Below are 16,523 nucleotides of genomic sequence, written 5' to 3'. Positions count from 1 at the left end.
TGTTCCGGTGAACGTGCTTTTTCTGGTCCAGGCCGAGCAGCGGGCAATACTGGATCGACTGTATGACGGTATCGCGCAAGCGTGCGATAGCTGTGACATCCGCTGGCTGAGCAGCGATGAGCAGGCCCATCTGCAGCGTTACTTCCATGAGCATGTGGACGTATCGCGTTACGACAGGATTCTGTTCTTTCTACGTTTCAAGAAAGAAATGCGGCAGTGGCGTTTTATTCGCACCCTGCCCAATCTGGTGATTCTGGAGCACGACGCCTACCAGAACTACATCCCCTGCAAGTACACCGGAAAGTTCAGTGCGCACTACCGGCGGATGCCTTGGGCGCGCATCATCAGTTCAGGCGCCCAGGTCAGTCAGCGCCTACGCGAGGAAGGATTTGACGCCTGTTTCGTGCCCAAGGGTTATGACCAGGCCCTGCTGTCCTACCAAGGCCGGGAGCGGGATATCGAACTGGCCTTTGTTGGCAGCACCAAGAGCGTGGCCTACAGTGGGCGCAAGGCGTTGCTCGAGGAGCTGGGGCAGCTGGAGAACCTGCTCGTGACCAAGACCAAGTCGGGGGCGGAGTATTGCGATACCCTGAACCGCATCCGCTTCTTCGTTAGCGCGGATGTTGGCATGGGCGAGTACATGATCAAGAACTTCGAGGCGATGGCCTGTGGTTGTGTGCTGCTGGCTTATGACCATGGTGAAGTGGAGAACTCGGCGCTGGGCTTCGTCGACATGCACAATCTGGTCCTGTATCGAAACGTCCCGGAGCTGCGCGAAAAACTTAACCTGCTGCGGCAGGATCCGCAGAGGGCTGCCGCTATCGCAGAGGCGGGGCGTCAGCTGGCCGAACAGCGCTATGGCTTTGGCGCTATCGGGCGCCAGATTGTCGAGACCATGCGTCCGCCGTTACGTCCCGCACGACAGGCATCCTGGCTGCAGCGACAACTGCGCAAGATCGGTGTTTACTACTGATGCAGACGCAGGTGGATGTCCTCAACATCATGTGGGGGGGCGGCTCGGCCTTCGCCTCCGTGCACAAGGTGCACCGTGACATCCTTCGACTCGTCGGGACCGGCATGGTTGTTAACAGCCTTTTGCTGCAAGGTGGAGAGGCTGAGCCGCTGGCGGAGGCCGGCGAGGTCTTCAGTCTGGGATTGTCTTCGACACGCATCAAGGGGCGCGGGCTTGCCGCGTTGAGACGCTGGTTCGATCGCCGCAGTCTGGCCAGGTGGCTGGCAGCGCGTCGGCCGCGGTTGGTGCTACTTGATGGCATCGGCGTGGCAGCCTACATCCTTCCGCTGCTGGCTGCGCTGAGCGAGGTGCGGATCATTGTGCTGTTTCATGGGCACAAGCGCCTCAAACCTGAGCACATCAGGCTGCTGCAACGCTTCCCTGCCGAGAGGCTGGAGCTGGTGGCGGTTTCCGAGACGCTGGCGGGCGATCTTGAGCGCCAGATCGGGCGCAAGGTCGTGGGCGCTCGCATCGCCCTGGAGCCGGTTGCTCTGGGCGCGGCCCTCAAGAGCAGGGAAGAGGCCAGGCGTATTCTCGGCCTATCGGTACCTGTGGAAGGGCGCGTCATCGGGGCTGTTGGCCGGTTGGTCAAAGAAAAGGGGTTCGGCCTGCTGATCGAGGCGGCATCAGGGTGGTTGAAGGCGCATCCCGCTGACCGGTTGGTCATAGTCGGCGAGGGCTCGGAACGGCAGGCGCTGTTGGCGTTGGCGCATAAACTCGGTATAGCTCATCAGGTGCATTTGCCAGGTCACGTGGCAGAGGCTCCTCGCCTTTACCGGGCCTTCGATTTGTTGTGTATCCCCTCGCGACAGGAAGGTTTGGGCCTGGTGTTGCCCGAAGCCGTGATCGCCGGCGTTCCGGTGCTGGCGACGGACCTGCCGGTTTTCCGCGAACAGCTGGCGGGCAGCTCTGGTTTGGTCGCCTTGGATCAAAAGGCCGCCTGGGTGGCAGCCTTGAATGAGCATCTGCAGAGTGATCCCCACGCATTGGCGCGAGTGCAGCGCGCGGGTCTGGATCCCGAAGGAGCCTGGTTGCGCTTCCGTGAGCGATACGGTGCGCTGTTGCGTTAGTCCTCCAAGACGGCCGATGTCAGGGCGGCCAGCGGGAACTGTTCGGCGAGGCCGAGATTTTCCAGCAGGCGCGCAAAGTGGGCGAGATTGCGCCGGGCTTTAGCTTTCGATAACGGCCGGCGCTGAAAGCTCAGGTCGGCGATGTCGATCAGGCCCAGCGAGCCTTCCGGCGTCAGCACGATATTGCCCAGGTGAAGCGAGCGGAAATAGATTCCACGGCGATGCAGCGTACGAATGAAGTCGGTCAGGATTGCCAAGTGTTTGGCGAACGCATCCGGTTCATCCAGATAGATGTCTTTAAGCGTTTTTCCCTGCAGCGGACTGTACAGCACCGCGCTGAGGGAAGAGTCTTCTAGCCGATACAGTTCCAGCGGTGTGAGAGTGGCAATGCCCAGTTCCTTCAGTCGCACGGCGTTGAGCCAGAATCGATCCGAATAGGGAACGAACAGCGCCGAAGAGATCAGACGCTTGCGTCTGAAGAGCTTGAGAAAGTTGCCATCGGCCAGTCTGTAAACTTTGGGGCCGAGGCTGTCCTCCTCCAGTACCTGCGCGCCGGCCGTCAGGGTGGCCAACATGTCATTGTTGAGTTTGGTTTTGATGGGCATGGGTCTTGAGGCGTGCATGTGGAGTCGGGTTGGCGAAGAGCATGCCGCCGAGCAAGCGGCGTTTTCGTCTTCGTCGAGTTTTCGTGCTCGCATCGGTCATTGGTGTTGCTTAGGCCACTGCAGACGAGCCCCGCTTGAGCGGCTGCTAAGCCGAGTTCCGAGAGGTGTCGCGCGGCGGGCCAGGGTTGACCATGGTGCGCAATTGGATCTTTGTGATTCCAGTCGTCCTGAAGAGCATCGATATAGAATATCAGGTCGACCGCGCATATGCCGGAGCGGAACAGCCTGCCAATGAACTGTAGAATACTCGCCTCTCATTACGGGCCGTCAGAATGTGGCCCATCTTATTGGAGCGAAGATGGTAGGGGTTCGTGTCGCAGGCGTGACCAGTGTTCTGTGTCTGGGTTATTTATGGTTCCTGATCGGCATCGTTTGGATCCCCACCAACAAGCTGTATCAGCAGGGGCTGGTAGTCTTGCTTTGGCTTCCAGCCCTCGCGGCTGCTGTGCTTTGGCGGGAACGTCTGACCGCAGCATGGCGATCTGAAAAGCTGCTCCTTTGGTTGGTCTTGCTGCTGTTGGTCTGGGCTGGGCTGAGCGTGACCTGGACGGAAGCCGGAGAGCCCTTAAGAGAGCTTAAACGCGTTCTTTATGTCGGCCTGTTTCTGGGCTCCTTCGTTTTGCTGGCACTGGAGAGGCCTGCTTTCGTGTGGAAAGGCTTGGGGCTGGCCTTCGTTCTCTTGGCGCTGTCCTGCCCCATCAGTATCTATCTGTTTTACGGGCTGGACACTCACCCCCTTCATGCGAGGCTCCGGGGGATAGGGCAGGCAGGTCATCCTATTCTGGGCGCCTACGTGATGGCGCTGGCGGTAGTGTGGGGGCTGCAGTGCCTACCTCGTATCGGCTGGCAGCGCATCGTATGGGGTGCTCTGCTCGCCATGCTCATGTTGTTTATCGCATTGGGGCAAAGCCGCGGGGCCATGCTGGCGCTGGGCCTGGCAGCCATTTCGATGCCTTTCTGGGGCGGCGGTCGGGGGGGGTGGCTGGTATTCCTTTCTGCATGCTTGATAGCCCTTGGAGGTTTTTTCTTTTTTGCTCCTTTCATCCTTGAGCGCGGCCTCTCCCACCGTCCGGACATCTTCTGGTCCAGCGTGGATATGATCTCGGCGAAGCCCTGGCTGGGTCTGGGTATAGGGGCGGATTACCGTGTAGTGACAGCCCACTTTCCCAGGGGAGCCGACCATTCCCATAATGTGTTCACCCACGCCGCGATTGAACTCGGGATGCCGGGGCTGGTGCTATGGGCTGCGTTGTGGCTAACGGCGTTCAAGGTGGCATGGGGGGCGCGTCATTCACGAGAGGGGCGCATTCTGCTAAGCAGTCTCCTGGTTTCGTTTGTTGCACAGCAGTTCGACGCTGCCAGCCTTTGGGGAAGCCCTAGAGCGGAGTGGTTCGTGACTTGGCTGCCGATAGGCCTTGCCATGGCGCTCGCCATTCAGCGTGGTCGATTAGATGTACATGGTGTGACCAGACGCCCCTGAACATTTTGCCGCGTCATCTCCAACGCAAGCGTATTGGGCGGGGCGAGGAAAACTTGTAAGGTTGCTGACGTGTGTAATAGGCACGTGCTGGTACAATCCGCCCCTTGCTAATCCTGCCAGTGCGTGAGGCGAGCCGAATGGGCAATTCCAACCAGCAATCCAGCATGAAGGTGTATCTGCGGTTGCTGCGCTACGTGGTCCCCTACTGGGGGCTGTTCACCATCAGCATCCTCGGCTTCCTGATCTTCGCTTCCACCCAGCCGATGCTGGGTTACATCCTCAAGTACTTCGTAGACGGCCTGTCCAACCCAGACGCCAGCTTGTTCGCAGGCGTGCCCTGGTTGCTAGAGCATGCGTCCTGGGTGGCACATCTCAAGCTGTTGCAGGCCGTGCCGTTGCTGATCGTGCTGATTGCCCTGTGGCAGGGCATCGGTTCCTTCCTAGGCAACTACTACTTGGCCAAGGTCTCCATGGGCTTGGTGCAGGACCTGCGCGTGGCGCTGTTCAACAACCTGTTGACCCTTCCCAATCGCTATTTCGACAACCACAACTCCGGGCACCTGATCTCGCGAATCACTTACAACGTGACCATGGTCACCGGCGCCGCCACCGATGCGATCAAGGTGGTGGTGCGTGAGGGCATGACGGTGCTTTTTCTGTTTGCCACGCTGCTGTGGATGAACTGGAAACTGACTCTAGTTATGGTGGCCATCCTACCGGTCATCGGCGTGATGGTAACCAGCACAAGCAAGAAGTTTCGTAAGCAAAGCAAGAAGATCCAGGCCAGCATGGGTGATGTGACCCACATTACTTCCGAGAGTATTCAGGGCTATCGGGTAGTGCGCAGCTTTGGTGGTGAGGACTATGAGAAGCAGCGTTTCCTCAATGCCAGTGAGCAGAACAAATTCAAGCAATTGAAAATGGTCAAGACCAATGCGGTGTACACCCCGAGCTTGCAGTTGGTGATCTACAGCGCCATGGCGGTGCTGATGTTCCTTGTGCTGCTGCTGCGAGGCGATGCGTCGGCGGGCGATCTGGTCGCTTACATCACACTGGCCGGTTTGCTGCCCAAACCGATCCGCCAGCTGTCGGAAGTCAGTTCGACCATTCAGAAAGGTGTCGCTGGCGCTGAGAGCATCTTCGAGCAGCTCGACGAGCAGCCCGAGATCGACACTGGCACGCTGGAGCGCGACTCGGTCAGCGGACGTCTGGAAGTGCGCAACCTCAATTTCGTCTACCCGGGCAGCGACAAGCCGGTGCTGCACGACATCAGCTTCACCGTGGAGCCCGGGCAGATGGTCGCGCTGGTCGGTCGGTCCGGCAGCGGCAAGTCGACACTGGCCAATCTGATCCCGCGTTTCTACCACCATGAGACCGGCCATATCCTGCTGGACGGCGCGGACGTCGAGTCCTACACGTTGCGCAACCTGCGCCGGCATATCGCCTTGGTGACGCAGCAGGTTACCCTGTTCAACGATACCGTGGCCAATAACATCGCCTACGGCGATCTGGCTGGCGCGCCGCTGGACAATATCCGCCGTGCAGCGCGCGACGCCTACGCCGACGAATTCATCGAACAAATGCCCGAGGGCTATCAGACTCTGGTCGGGGAAAACGGCGTGCTGCTGTCCGGTGGACAGCGACAGCGCCTGGCGATTGCTCGTGCACTACTCAAGAATGCCCCCGTGCTGATTCTTGACGAAGCGACTTCGGCACTGGATACCGAGTCCGAGCGGCATATCCAGGGGGCTCTGGACCATGTGATGCAGGGCCGCACCACGCTGGTCATCGCTCACCGCCTGAGCACAATCGAGAAGGCCGATCTGATCCTGGTGATGGAGCAGGGCCGCATCGTCGAGCGTGGCACCCATGCCGAGCTGCTGGCGGCGAACGGTGCCTACGCGAGGCTTCATGCGACGCAGTTTCAGGACGACGTATCGGACGAGCAGGGCGTCTGATGCTGCAGTTTCTGAAAACCTGGCGTGAGCGCGGCTGGTGCGAGATCGATGCCGACACCTATGCGCAGATCTGGCAGCGCTACGGCGGCAGCGTTGCCACTCACCCGGCCGTCGTCGAGCGCTTGGCCGGTCTTGCGGGTATTCCGGTGCGCTATCTGGCCTGGGAGCGGCAGGGCGAGTTGATCGCCGCGGTTCCCTGCTGGGGGCGCCATCTGGCGCTGTCCAAGGACGTATTGAAAAAGACCGGCAAGCGCGGGCTGTTCGATCTGGGCAATGCCGAGATCATTCTGCCCGTCGCTGAGCAGGCGGCGATTCCGGTCCGCCAGCGCATGCGCTACGTGTCAGAGCTCAATGCAGGCGCGATCAGCACCTTGCGCGAGCAACCGGAGGGTCTGGCGCTGGCGCGCGAACCGGAGGCGTACTCGAAGAAGTTTCGATACAACCAGCGCCGCGAACAGCGTTTGCTGGAAGAGGCGGGCGGTGCGCTTCGCCCCGTGCTCGATTTCTCTGCGGCGGAGCAGGCGACGATGTACGCCGAGTTGTTTCAACGGCGCTGGAATTTCGAGGCGCCGGGGAGGGCGCATCTGCACGAGGTGTTCGAGCTGCTGCGCGAGTTCATGACCGGCTCGGTGGTGCTTCTCGACGAGCAGCCGATCGCCATCCAGGTTCTCTATCGGGTCGAGTCGCCGAAGTGGGTGTCCGTCGAGTACATCAATGGCGGTGTCGACCCGGTGCAGCGGGACTTCAGCCCAGGCAGCGTGCTCAGCTTCGTCAACACCCAGACGGCCTGGGCCGAGGCGCGGGCGTTGGGCAAACCGCTGCGTTACTCCTTTGGCCGGGCGGATCGCGAGTACAAGGATCGCTGGTGCCACCGAGTTCCGGTCTATCAGGTGTGAGCCATGAGTGCACGCAAGCAGCAGTTGCTTAGACGCCACCGCAAGCACAAACGCATCGCCCTGCTGGTCGCGCTGGTCGCGCTGCTGCTGCTCGGCGCGCTGGTTGCTTGGTGGTTGGTTCCGCTCTTGCTGGTGTTGGGCTGGATCGCTCATGAGGCCTGGTTTGCCGACCACCTGTTCTACAGCCCTCAGGACGATTACGACTATGTATTCCCGGATGATGCCCAGCGTTATCCGGTGCGGATCGACGGCGGCCGAATCACGGCGCCGGAGCGCTTCGAAGCCGCGGATACGCTTATTCTCGAGATCGAGCTCAAGGCCAGCTGGCTGGGGCGGTGGCTTGATCCGCAGGTGTGGGTCGGTGACGACCGTCAGGATTTCGAGCGGGGCGTTGCCGGCCGGCGCTATCTCAACCTGTCCGGCCAGCATGGGCCGCTGAGTGGCGGTGTGCTGCGTGTCAGCGGGCGCTTCTGTCGCCTGTCCGGCGAGGCGACGCTCTTTGCGATGCGCAACCCGGATTATTCCGAGCGCCGCGTGCTGATCGTCGCCCCGCACGCCGACGATGCCGAGCTGGCCGCTTTCGGTCTGTACAGTCGGGCACGCGATGTGGCCATCGTGACCCTGACCCAGGGTGAGATCGAAGCCGACAGATACCGTCGGCTGGGTCTGGACGATGCATCTGCCGCCAGGCTCAAGGGGCGGTTGCGCACCTGGGATAGCCTGGCGGTGCCGTTGTGGGGCGGCGTGCCGCAGTCGCGGTGCGTCCAGCTGGGCTATTACTGCCTGCAGCTGCCCGCCATGGCTGCCGACCCGCAGACGCCGTTCGGTTCGCGCGAATCCGGTGAACAGGACGTGCGCAGCGTGCGCCGGCACAATCCGCTGCTGTTGCCCGCGGACGTGGACGGTGTGCCCAGTTGGGACAATCTGCAGGCCGATCTGCGGGTTCTGCTCACCCATTTTCGCCCTGAGGTGGTGGTCACACCGCACCCCGAACTGGATCCTCACGCTGACCATGTGGCTGCCACCCAGGCCTTGTATCAGGCCATGGAGGAGGGCGACTGGCTGCCGGAAACACTGCTGTTGTACGCCAACCACCTGCACGATAATGACCGCTGGCCGATGGGTCCGGCTGATGGCGGCGTGGCTTTGCCGCCCGCCATCGAGCCGCTGCCGGCCGATCGCCTATGGAGCCCGACGCTGGATTCCGAGGCTCGGCTGAACAAGGCCATGGCGCTGGCGATGCAACACGATCTGCAGGGTCCTTTGCCGCTCAAGAAGCGCCTGCGCCGCCTGATCCAGGCCGCCCTCGCCGGTCGCCGCTGGCCGTCCACCGGCGATGACGAGTTTTTCCGCAAGGCAGTGCGCAGACACGAGCTATTCTGGGTGCGCAAGCTTTAGCAGCGTTGACACACTGGCCGGATCAGCACGGCCCGCATGTTATGATCGCCGCCGTTTTCTGTCAGTCATCGGAGCCCCAATGAAGCTGTCCATGCCCCGTTTCGACCAAGCCGCCGTTCTGGTGGTCGGTGACGTCATGCTCGATCGTTACTGGCATGGCGGTACGTCGCGGATCTCGCCCGAGGCACCGGTGCCGGTGGTGAAGGTCGAGCAGATCGAAGATCGCCCAGGCGGTGCGGCCAACGTCGCGCTGAACATCGCGGCGTTGGGGTCTGCCGCGGCGCTGGTGGGTGTGACCGGCGAGGACGAGGCGCGTCAGAGCCTGGCTGACAGCCTCGCGGCTGCCGGTGTGCAGGCGCATTTCCAGTGCATCGATGACCAGCCCACCATCGTCAAGCTGCGGGTGATGAGTCGCCATCAGCAACTGCTGCGCATGGATTTCGAGGAGCCGTTCAACACCGATCCGGCCGCGTTGCTGGCCGAAGTGGAAGGGCTGCTGGCCGGGGTCAAGGTGCTGGTACTGTCGGACTACGGCAAGGGCGCGCTGAAGAACCATCAGGCGCTGATCCAGGCGGCGCGGCAGCGTGGCATTCCGGTGCTGGCCGATCCCAAGGGCAAGGATTTCGACATCTACCGCGGTGCCACGCTGATCACGCCGAACCTGGGCGAATTCGAGGCGATCGTCGGGCATTGTGCCGACGAGGCCGAGTTGGTCAGCAAGGGGGCCGAGCTGATGAGCCGGCTCGAGCTGGATGCGTTGCTGGTCACCCGTGGCGAGCACGGCATGACCCTGCTGCGCCCTGATCACGCACCGCTGCACCTGCCGGCCCGTGCCCGCGAGGTGTTCGATGTCACCGGTGCCGGCGATACCGTCATCTCGACGCTGGCCGCTGCGATTGCGGCTGGCGAGGAACTGCCACAGGCCGTGGCACTGGCCAACCTGGCCGCCGGTATCGTGGTCGGCAAGCTGGGCACCGCCTGCATCAGCGCGCCGGAGCTGCGCCGCGCGGTGCAACGCGAGGAAGGCTCCGAGCGTGGCGTGATGACCGTCGAACAGCTGCTCACCGCAGTCGAGGATGCCCGCGCCGAGGGCGAGAAAATCGTCTTCACCAATGGCTGTTTCGACATCCTGCACGCCGGTCATGTGACCTACCTCGAGCAGGCCCGCGCCCAGGGCGACCGGCTGGTGGTGGCGGTGAACGATGATGGCTCGGTGAGCCGCCTCAAAGGCCCGGGCCGGCCGATCAACTCGGTGGATCGACGCATGGCGGTGCTGGCCGGTCTGGAAGCGGTGGATTGGGTGGTGTGCTTCGCCGAGGACACGCCGGAAACCCTGCTGGCCCAGGTCCGTCCCGATGTGCTGGTCAAGGGCGGCGACTATGGCGTCGATCAGGTCGTCGGTGCCGATCTGGTCAAGTCCTACGGCGGTGTGGTGAAGGTGCTGGGGCTGGTGGAAAACAGCTCGACCACCGCCATCGTCGAGAAGATTCGCAGCCGCTGAGTCCTTTGGATACGCCTATCGCGTATCGCGTCAGTAGGTGGATAGCCGCTTTGCGCGGCTACCCACTACGCGTTAACGGGCGGCTGCCATCGGCCGTGCCGCCCACCAATCCCGCCAGCGAACGCGCTCGTCGCGCACTACCCAGCCTTCCTGCGGCGCAAAGCTTTCCGATAGCCACAGGCCGCGAGTGTTCACCGGGCTGAATTGGCCATTGCGCAGTTGCAACAGCTGATCCTGCGGCTGGCCCTGCTGCAGCGGTATCAGGTAGATGTCGGGCCGGCTGCGCTCCAGGCGCGCAACCAGTTGTCCGTCTTCCAGGCGCTCGTCGACGTGGAACAGGCTCAGCTGACGCGCCTCTTTCGGTAGTTCCATGCGCATGTCATAGACCAGCTGCAACGATGCGGTCGGCAGGTGCACATAGGCGCGAGGACGCTCCATCAGCACCATGTTGCCGCACTGTACCGGGCGCGTGGCGCCGGATTGCGAGGCGAGCTTGAAGTGCACCGCATCGCGGTAGTGCAGGCTGGCCTGGTACGGCGTGGGCAGCCAGGTATCGCCGAAACGCCCGGCGAGCCAGCCTTCAGGAGTTTCCAGCAGGCATTCTTCGGCAATTTCCTGGATGGCGGTAAGCAGCGGCAGGTTCAGCTCATGGGCCGGGATGTAGCCGGAGATCAGCTTGAGTACAACGTCGCCGCGGTCCGGCCGCTGCTGACGGACCAGTACCCAGTATTCGCGGCCCTGCCAGCTCATGGTCAGACGCACCGAGACGCCGAGATTGGCCAGTTCAATGGCAAAACGGCCCGGATCGGACACCTCCACCGGGCGGCGGCGCTCGATCACTTCGCTGAAGTTCAACGGCCGGCCCAGACTCTGGTAGCTCAGGTTGTCCTGGCTGGCCTCGACGTAGAGAGGCAGAGTCTTGAATGCGGCAGGGCTCTTGCGCACCAGAACTCTTGGCATTCGGTTTCTCCTTGCGGCGAAGAAAGTAACCGCGCGGCATCAGCGCAATGCGCTTCCGCGCAGCGGATGAACGTTGCCGCCAGGACCGTTTCAGTTGCCGGTCAGAACGGCAGCAGCAGTCCGTACGTTAGCCGTCAAATGCTGCGGATTGATAGTGCCGATGATCGCGCCGCTGACACCTGGGTGACCGAACAGCAGCTCGAAACTGCGGCGGACCGGGTCGTCGCCTGGCTTGAGGCAGGCATGACCGCTGGCCAGGGCTTTCTTGATCAGGATGCCCTTGCCGTGTGCAGCAGCGTAGTCGAGGACCGGTAGTTCGGCCTGCTCGTTGAGGTTGTAGGTCACCATCGCGCAGTCGCCCTGCTGCAGCGCAAGCAGCCCACCATCGACCGTCTTGCCGGACAGGCCGAAGGCGAGGATCTTGCCCTCGCGCTTGAGTTCGGCCAGGGCCTGGTAGACCTCGGTGTGCTGCAGGATATCGAGGTCGTTGCCGTCCGAGTGCACCAGCACCAACTCGATGCGGTCGGTACGCAGGCGCTTGAGGCTGCGCTCCACCGAGAAGCGCGTGTGGGTGGCAGAAAAGTCGAAGCGCGACTGGCCGTTCTCGAACTCCTCGCCAACCTTGCTGACGATCACCCAGTCCTCGCGCTGGCCTGCCAGCAACGGGCCGAGCCGTTCTTCGCTGACCCCGTAGGCCGGCGCGGTGTCGATCAGGTTGATACCCAGTTCGCGGGCCAAGGTCAGCAGCTGGCGGGCCTGGTCATCGTCGGGGATGGCGAAGCCGCTGGGGTACTTCACGCCCTGGTCGCGACCCAGCTTGACCGTGCCCAGACCCAACGGCGAAATGCGCAGGCCGGTGCTGCCCAGCGGGCGGTGCAGGTCATGCAGCGTTGCGTTCATGGCAGCAGGCCCTCCCAGAACGGGCCGGTCAGCGGTGGTCGCGGCAGTTCCGGTAACGCAGGATGTTGGCCTGGGCGAATGCCGTCACGGGCGAGGGCGGCTTCGACGCGGTCGGAAAAGTCGGGGGACAGGGCCAGCTTGGTCGGCCAACCGACCAGCAGCCGGCCCTGCTCGGCAAGGAAGGCGTTGTCCGGACGGGCGAGCGCCGATTGCGCAGGCTCGGCGCGGTCGATACGCAGCGTGGCCCACTGCGCGGAGGACAGGTCGATCCAGGGCACCAGTTCGGCCAGTTCCTTTTTCGCGACCGCGATCTGAGCGGCTTCGTCGCGTGCCACGCCATCGGCTTCGGCCAGGTCGCCGCCGAGATACCAGACCCACTCGCCGTCCGCTGTCGGATGGCTGGTGACCGTGATCCGCGGTTTGGTGCCGCCGCCCAGGCAATGGGCATAGAGCGGCTTGAGCGTGGGCGCCTTGACGATGACCATGTGCAGCGGACGGCGCTGCATGGCCGGTTGTTGCAGGCCGAGCGACGCGAGCAGCTCGGCAGTCCCGCCACCAGCGCTGAACACGATGCGCTGGGCGCGGATCTCGCGACCATCGACGCGCAACCCGACCAGCTCGTTGTCGTCGAGCAGTGGTTCGATCTGCTGGCAGGCCAGCAGGCTGTCACCAGCCAGCTCGGCCAGGCGGGCGATCAGGCTGGGCACGTCCAGCACCAGCTCGCTGAGCCGATAGACCTTGCCCTTGAAGCGTGGATGCTGCAGCGCAGGCGGCAGCTCATCGCCCTTGACCTGGCCGACCCGCGAGCGCACCGCCTTGCTGGCGAAGAAGCTGGTGAGGTTGCCGGCCAGGGTGCCTGGCGACCACAGGTAGTGCGCATCGGACAACAGACGCACGCCGCTGAGGTCCAGCTCGCCCTTGCCTTCGAGCGCTTCGCGCCAGCGCCGCGGCATGTCCGCAATCGCCTCGGAGGCACCGGTGAGCGCACCGCTCAGCGCGTACTTGGTGCCGCCATGGATGATGCCCTGGGACTTCACGCTCTGCCCGCCGCCCAGTGCTCCCTTGTCGGCCAGCAGGGTGGCAAAACCCAGTCGGCGCAGGCGCGCGTTCAGCCAAAGGCCGGCGACGCCGCCGCCAACGATCAGGACGTCGGTGCTGAGGGATTCGGGCATGTGCAGACCTCATTGGGTAAACGGTCGCGCAGTATAACTGCAGTCCGCCGGCAGCTTAGTGGCCTGCGCTGCGGGAGAACAACTGGATGACCACCACACCGGCGATGATCAGCCCCATGCCCAGTACCGCCGGCAGGTCCAGGTACTGACGATAGAGCAGCGCCGCGGCGACGCTGACCAGCACGATGCCGAGCCCGGCCCAGATGGCATAGGCGATGCCCACCGGGATGGTCCGCACCACCAGCGCGAGCATCCAGAACGACAGGCTGTAGCCGGTCACCACCAGGAGCAGTGGCAGCGGGCGACTGAAGCCGGCCAGCGCCTTCATCGAGGTGGTGGCGACCACCTCGGCGCAGATGGCGATGGCCAGGTAAACGTAGCCGGACATGGCGAGATCCTGATTATGGGCGGGCAACTTCGTTCGGTTCCGACCTCGCCAACAAGTTCGCCGGCAGGGCGGTTATGGCTCGCGAGCAGGCAGCTTGCTAAGCTCCGCGCCCATGAATCGCACCCTCTATACCCTGTTGTTTCACCTCGCCCTGCCGCTGGTGTTCCTGCGCCTGCTGTGGCGCGCCTGGCGCGCCCCGGCCTACTCCCGTCGTATCGGCGAGCGTTTCGCCTTCGGTTTGCCGCGGTTGCGTCCGGGTGGCATCTGGGTGCATGCGGTCTCGGTGGGCGAAAGCATCGCCGCGGCGCCGATGGTCCGTGAGCTGATGGCACGCTACCCGCACCTGCCGATCACCATCACCTGCATGACCCCGACCGGCTCCGAGCGCATCCAGGCGCTGTTCGGAGACAGCGTGCAGCATTGCTACCTGCCCTATGACCTGCCCTGGACCGCGGCGCGCTTTCTTGATCGCCTGCAGCCGAAGCTGGCAGTGGTGATGGAGACCGAGCTCTGGCCCAACCATATCCATCAGTGCGCCCGGCGCGGCATACCCGTGGCGCTGGCCAACGCGCGGCTGTCCGAACGTTCGGCCCGCGGCTACGCGCGCTTCGCCCGGCTGACCGCGCCAATGCTGGCCGAGCTGAGCCTGATCGCCGTGCAGACAGAGGCTGAAGCCGAGCGTTTTCGCCAGCTCGGCGCACGCCACGAATGCGTCGAAGTGACTGGCTCGATCAAGTTCGACCTGACCATCGACCCGGCACTGCTGGCGCGGGCGACCGATTTGCGCGATCAATGGGCGGCGCGGGATCGGCCGCTGTGGATCGCCGCCAGCACCCATGCCGGCGAGGACGAAATCATCCTGGCCGCGCACCGACGCTTGCTGGAGCGGTTCCCGCAGGCCCAGCTGCTGCTGGTACCACGGCATCCGGAGCGCTTCATCTCGGTGTATGAACTGGCGTGCAAGGAAGGCTTTGCCGCGGTGCGCCGCTCGACGGGCGAGGCTGTTGGCGCCGGCACGCAGGTGCTGGTCGGCGACACCATGGGCGAGCTGCTGTTTCTCTATGCCCTGGCCGACGTGGCCTTCGTCGGTGGCAGCCTGGTGCCCAACGGCGGGCACAACCTGCTGGAGCCTGCAGCGTTGGGCAAGCCGGTGCTCAGTGGCCCGCATCTGTTCAACTTTCTCGAAATCTCCGCGCAACTGCGCGATGCCGGCGCCCTGCGCGAAGTACAGGATGCCGGTCAGCTGGCTGATGCTGTCGGTGAGATCTGGCGTGATCCGGCTGCCGCGCAACGGATGCGTGACGCCGGGCTGGGCGTGCTCAAGGCCAATCAGGGGGCCTTGCAGCGTCTGCTGACGGGGCTGGCGAGGCTGCTCGGCTAGCAGGTGCGTCTGGCCTTGCGTGGAACAAAACGGGTCGATTGCCGGCGCGGGCGATAGCCGCCATCCAGGTGTAAGAACCCGGTGGGCTAAAACCCACCCTACCGACTAAGCGTTCGGGTCGTAGGGTGGGCTTTAGCCCACCAAGCCACGGTTCAAGCGAGCCCCCTGCTCAATAATCCACCCGTACCGGCTGACCGATGGTCTGTGGCAGATCCGGCGGCAGGAAGTCGGTGTCCGGGTTGTAATCGGGTTTCAGGTAGGCCGCCAGCTGCTGCAGGTCGTCCGGGTTCAGCGTGCCGGCCGCCTGCTTCAGGCGCAGGTTGTCGAGAATGTAGTCGTAGCGGGCATTGTTGTAGTCGCGCACGGCGGCATACAGGCGCCGCTGGGTGTCGAGCACATCGACGATGTTGCGGGTGCCGACCTGATAGCCGATCTCGGTGGCTTCCAGCGCACTCTGGTTGGAGATGATCGACTGCCGGCGGGCCAGAACCTGTTCGATATCGGTGTTGACCGCACGGTGCAGGTTGCGCGTGGCTTCCACCACCTGGCGGCGCAGGCTTTCGCGCTGCTGCTCACTCTGACTCAACTGGTAATAGGCCTCGCGGCTCTGCGACGTGGTCAGCCCGCCGCTGTAGAGCGGGATGTTCAGCTGCAGGCCGATGCTGCGCTGCTCGACGTCGCCGGTGTAGCGCGGCATGTCGAAGCCCGGGATGCTCTGGCTGTTGCTGAAGCCCAAGGCGTCGTTGTCGCCCTTGCGGTAGGAGGCCACGGCGTCGAGCGTCGGCGCATGGCCGGCGCGGCGCTGGCGCAGGGTCTCCTCGGCGGCGGTCACGGCGTAATTGACCGCCAGCAGATTGAGGTTCTGCCGCGTCGCCGTATCGACCCAGGCCTTGGCCTCGTTTGGCACTGGCGCCAGGACCGGCAAGGTGTGGCGGATGCCTTCCAGCGCCAGGAATTCGCGGTTGGTCAGGGTGTACAGTGCCTGGAAGGCATCCTCGACCTGGCGCTGGGCGATGGAGCGATTGGCGCGTGCGGTATCGAAACCGGCCTGGGCCTCGAGTACATCGGTCTTGTCGGAAAGGCCGACCTCGAAGCGTTCGTTGGCCTGATCGAGCTGGCGCTTGAACGCGGCTTCCTCGGCTTTGACCGCCGCCAGGTTGTCCTGCGCGCGCAGTACGGCGAAGTAGGCCTGGGCGCTCTGCAGGATCAGGTCCTGCTCGGCGATGGAGTATTCGATTGCGGCCTGCTCGCTCACGGCTTCCGCGGCCTTGAGCTGGAACCAGCGGTCGGCACGGAAGATCGGCTGGCTCAGCGTCGCCTGATAGACGGTACCGCTGCGCGACAGCGAGGTGGAGCCCATGCTGGTATCGACGTCCGTTTCGGTGTCACTCAGCTCGGCACCGGCGCTGAGATTGGGCAGCAGGCCGGCGCGGGCCTGCGGCACGACTTCCTGGCGCGCGCGAAACTGCGCGCGCGCTGCAGCCAGGTCGGCGTTGTTGTTGACGGCTTGCTGATAGACGCTGACCAGATCGGTCTTGCTGGCGAGGGGGATGGTCTCCTGCGCCCAGGCCCCTCCGGCAGTGAGGGTGGCCACGGCGAGAGCCAGGGGGAGTCTGCGCAGCATGTTGGGTCCATCCTGAATAGAGCTGATGGGCAAGGCTAAGCGGCAGCTGTCAGAGGGTCAAGGCGCGCGTGCGCCTGCTGTGTGGTGCCCGTGGCGGCCCGGTCAAATGACCGAACGG

Annotated in this window: 14 protein-coding genes; 8 read left to right on the top strand and 6 right to left on the bottom strand. The window is 63.6% G+C overall.

The window, feature by feature from the left end; genetic code table 11:
• Positions 1–7: 7 nt before the first annotated feature.
• Together NAO55_RS09495 and NAO55_RS09490 are read left to right on the top strand one after the other, a co-directional pair.
• The gene (locus NAO55_RS09495) at positions 8–973 is read left to right on the top strand and encodes a glycosyltransferase (RefSeq protein ID WP_053527002.1); all 966 of its coding nucleotides are present in this window, start codon (positions 8–10) and stop codon (positions 971–973) included.
• Positions 973–2,082: a glycosyltransferase gene (locus NAO55_RS09490; RefSeq protein WP_079328210.1), complete on the top strand. Its 1,110-nt coding sequence runs from the start codon at positions 973–975 to the stop codon at positions 2,080–2,082. The genes NAO55_RS09495 and NAO55_RS09490 overlap by 1 nt, the downstream gene beginning before the upstream one ends.
• Here NAO55_RS09490 and NAO55_RS09485 read toward each other — a convergent pair.
• Positions 2,079–2,687: a BUD32 family EKC/KEOPS complex subunit gene (locus tag NAO55_RS09485; RefSeq protein WP_079328212.1), complete on the bottom strand. Its 609-nt coding sequence runs from the start codon at positions 2,685–2,687 to the stop codon at positions 2,079–2,081. The genes NAO55_RS09490 and NAO55_RS09485 overlap by 4 nt on opposite strands.
• A gap of 358 nt (positions 2,688–3,045) precedes the next feature.
• On the opposite strand from NAO55_RS09485, the gene NAO55_RS09480 reads away from it, so the two are divergent.
• The 5 genes from NAO55_RS09480 to hldE all read left to right on the top strand — a co-directional run bounded on the left by NAO55_RS09480 (position 3,046) and on the right by hldE (position 9,980).
• Positions 3,046–4,227, top strand: a complete 1,182-nt coding sequence (locus tag NAO55_RS09480; protein WP_102838807.1) for an O-antigen ligase family protein — start codon at positions 3,046–3,048, stop codon at positions 4,225–4,227.
• A gap of 137 nt (positions 4,228–4,364) precedes the next feature.
• The gene (msbA, locus tag NAO55_RS09475; RefSeq protein ID WP_102838806.1) at positions 4,365–6,185 is read left to right on the top strand and encodes a lipid A export permease/ATP-binding protein MsbA; all 1,821 of its coding nucleotides are present in this window, start codon (positions 4,365–4,367) and stop codon (positions 6,183–6,185) included.
• Positions 6,185–7,081, top strand: a complete 897-nt coding sequence (locus tag NAO55_RS09470) for a GNAT family N-acetyltransferase (protein ID WP_102838805.1) — start codon at positions 6,185–6,187, stop codon at positions 7,079–7,081. The genes msbA and NAO55_RS09470 overlap by 1 nt, the downstream gene beginning before the upstream one ends.
• A 3-nt stretch (positions 7,082–7,084) precedes the next feature.
• Positions 7,085–8,479, top strand: coding sequence for a PIG-L deacetylase family protein (locus NAO55_RS09465; protein WP_102838804.1), 1,395 nt, complete (start codon positions 7,085–7,087; stop codon positions 8,477–8,479).
• A gap of 79 nt (positions 8,480–8,558) precedes the next feature.
• Entirely contained in the window at positions 8,559–9,980 is a 1,422-nt protein-coding gene (hldE, locus tag NAO55_RS09460; RefSeq protein WP_102838803.1) for a bifunctional D-glycero-beta-D-manno-heptose-7-phosphate kinase/D-glycero-beta-D-manno-heptose 1-phosphate adenylyltransferase HldE, read from the top strand.
• Between the two features lie 72 nt (positions 9,981–10,052).
• Here the strand turns inward: hldE and NAO55_RS09455 are convergent, their stop codons facing one another.
• From NAO55_RS09455 to NAO55_RS09440, 4 genes are all read right to left on the bottom strand, one after another.
• Complete coding sequence (locus NAO55_RS09455) at positions 10,053–10,940, bottom strand: metal ABC transporter ATPase (protein ID WP_102838802.1); 888 nt, start codon at positions 10,938–10,940, stop codon at positions 10,053–10,055.
• 90 nt (positions 10,941–11,030) lie between these two features.
• Positions 11,031–11,840, bottom strand: coding sequence for an aldo/keto reductase (locus NAO55_RS09450; protein ID WP_102838801.1), 810 nt, complete (start codon positions 11,838–11,840; stop codon positions 11,031–11,033).
• On the bottom strand, positions 11,837–13,012 hold the full coding sequence (locus NAO55_RS09445; RefSeq protein WP_102838800.1) for an NAD(P)/FAD-dependent oxidoreductase: 1,176 nt from the start codon (positions 13,010–13,012) through the stop codon (positions 11,837–11,839). The genes NAO55_RS09450 and NAO55_RS09445 overlap by 4 nt, the downstream gene beginning before the upstream one ends.
• A gap of 55 nt (positions 13,013–13,067) precedes the next feature.
• Positions 13,068–13,400: a DMT family transporter gene (locus NAO55_RS09440; RefSeq protein ID WP_102838799.1), complete on the bottom strand. Its 333-nt coding sequence runs from the start codon at positions 13,398–13,400 to the stop codon at positions 13,068–13,070.
• 112 nt (positions 13,401–13,512) lie between these two features.
• Between NAO55_RS09440 and waaA the strand changes: the two genes are divergently transcribed.
• The gene (waaA, locus tag NAO55_RS09435; RefSeq protein WP_102838798.1) at positions 13,513–14,781 is read left to right on the top strand and encodes a lipid IV(A) 3-deoxy-D-manno-octulosonic acid transferase; all 1,269 of its coding nucleotides are present in this window, start codon (positions 13,513–13,515) and stop codon (positions 14,779–14,781) included.
• A 169-nt stretch (positions 14,782–14,950) separates the two neighbouring features.
• Here waaA and NAO55_RS09430 read toward each other — a convergent pair whose 3' ends face one another.
• Complete coding sequence (locus NAO55_RS09430) at positions 14,951–16,405, bottom strand: TolC family outer membrane protein (protein WP_102838797.1); 1,455 nt, start codon at positions 16,403–16,405, stop codon at positions 14,951–14,953.
• Positions 16,406–16,523: the final 118 nt, after the last annotated feature.

This window comes from Stutzerimonas frequens, from assembly GCF_024448335.1.
Lineage (GTDB): Bacteria > Pseudomonadota > Gammaproteobacteria > Pseudomonadales > Pseudomonadaceae > Stutzerimonas > Stutzerimonas frequens.
Note: the sequence above shows the minus strand (reverse complement) of the source record. Positions and strands in the feature narration are given on the sequence as shown.

Coding starts and splice junctions, on each gene's coding strand:
- NAO55_RS09490 (WP_079328210.1), top strand. CDS start 973: ATGCAGACGCAGGTGGATGTCCTCAACATCATGTGGGGGGGCGGCTCG.
- NAO55_RS09485 (WP_079328212.1), bottom strand. CDS start 2,687: ATGCCCATCAAAACCAAACTCAACAATGACATGTTGGCCACCCTGACG.
- NAO55_RS09480 (WP_102838807.1), top strand. CDS start 3,046: ATGGTAGGGGTTCGTGTCGCAGGCGTGACCAGTGTTCTGTGTCTGGGT.
- msbA (WP_102838806.1), top strand. CDS start 4,365: ATGGGCAATTCCAACCAGCAATCCAGCATGAAGGTGTATCTGCGGTTG.
- NAO55_RS09470 (WP_102838805.1), top strand. CDS start 6,185: ATGCTGCAGTTTCTGAAAACCTGGCGTGAGCGCGGCTGGTGCGAGATC.
- NAO55_RS09465 (WP_102838804.1), top strand. CDS start 7,085: ATGAGTGCACGCAAGCAGCAGTTGCTTAGACGCCACCGCAAGCACAAA.
- hldE (WP_102838803.1), top strand. CDS start 8,559: ATGAAGCTGTCCATGCCCCGTTTCGACCAAGCCGCCGTTCTGGTGGTC.
- NAO55_RS09455 (WP_102838802.1), bottom strand. CDS start 10,940: ATGCCAAGAGTTCTGGTGCGCAAGAGCCCTGCCGCATTCAAGACTCTG.
- NAO55_RS09450 (WP_102838801.1), bottom strand. CDS start 11,840: ATGAACGCAACGCTGCATGACCTGCACCGCCCGCTGGGCAGCACCGGC.
- NAO55_RS09445 (WP_102838800.1), bottom strand. CDS start 13,012: ATGCCCGAATCCCTCAGCACCGACGTCCTGATCGTTGGCGGCGGCGTC.
- NAO55_RS09440 (WP_102838799.1), bottom strand. CDS start 13,400: ATGTCCGGCTACGTTTACCTGGCCATCGCCATCTGCGCCGAGGTGGTC.
- waaA (WP_102838798.1), top strand. CDS start 13,513: ATGAATCGCACCCTCTATACCCTGTTGTTTCACCTCGCCCTGCCGCTG.
- NAO55_RS09430 (WP_102838797.1), bottom strand. CDS start 16,405: ATGCTGCGCAGACTCCCCCTGGCTCTCGCCGTGGCCACCCTCACTGCC.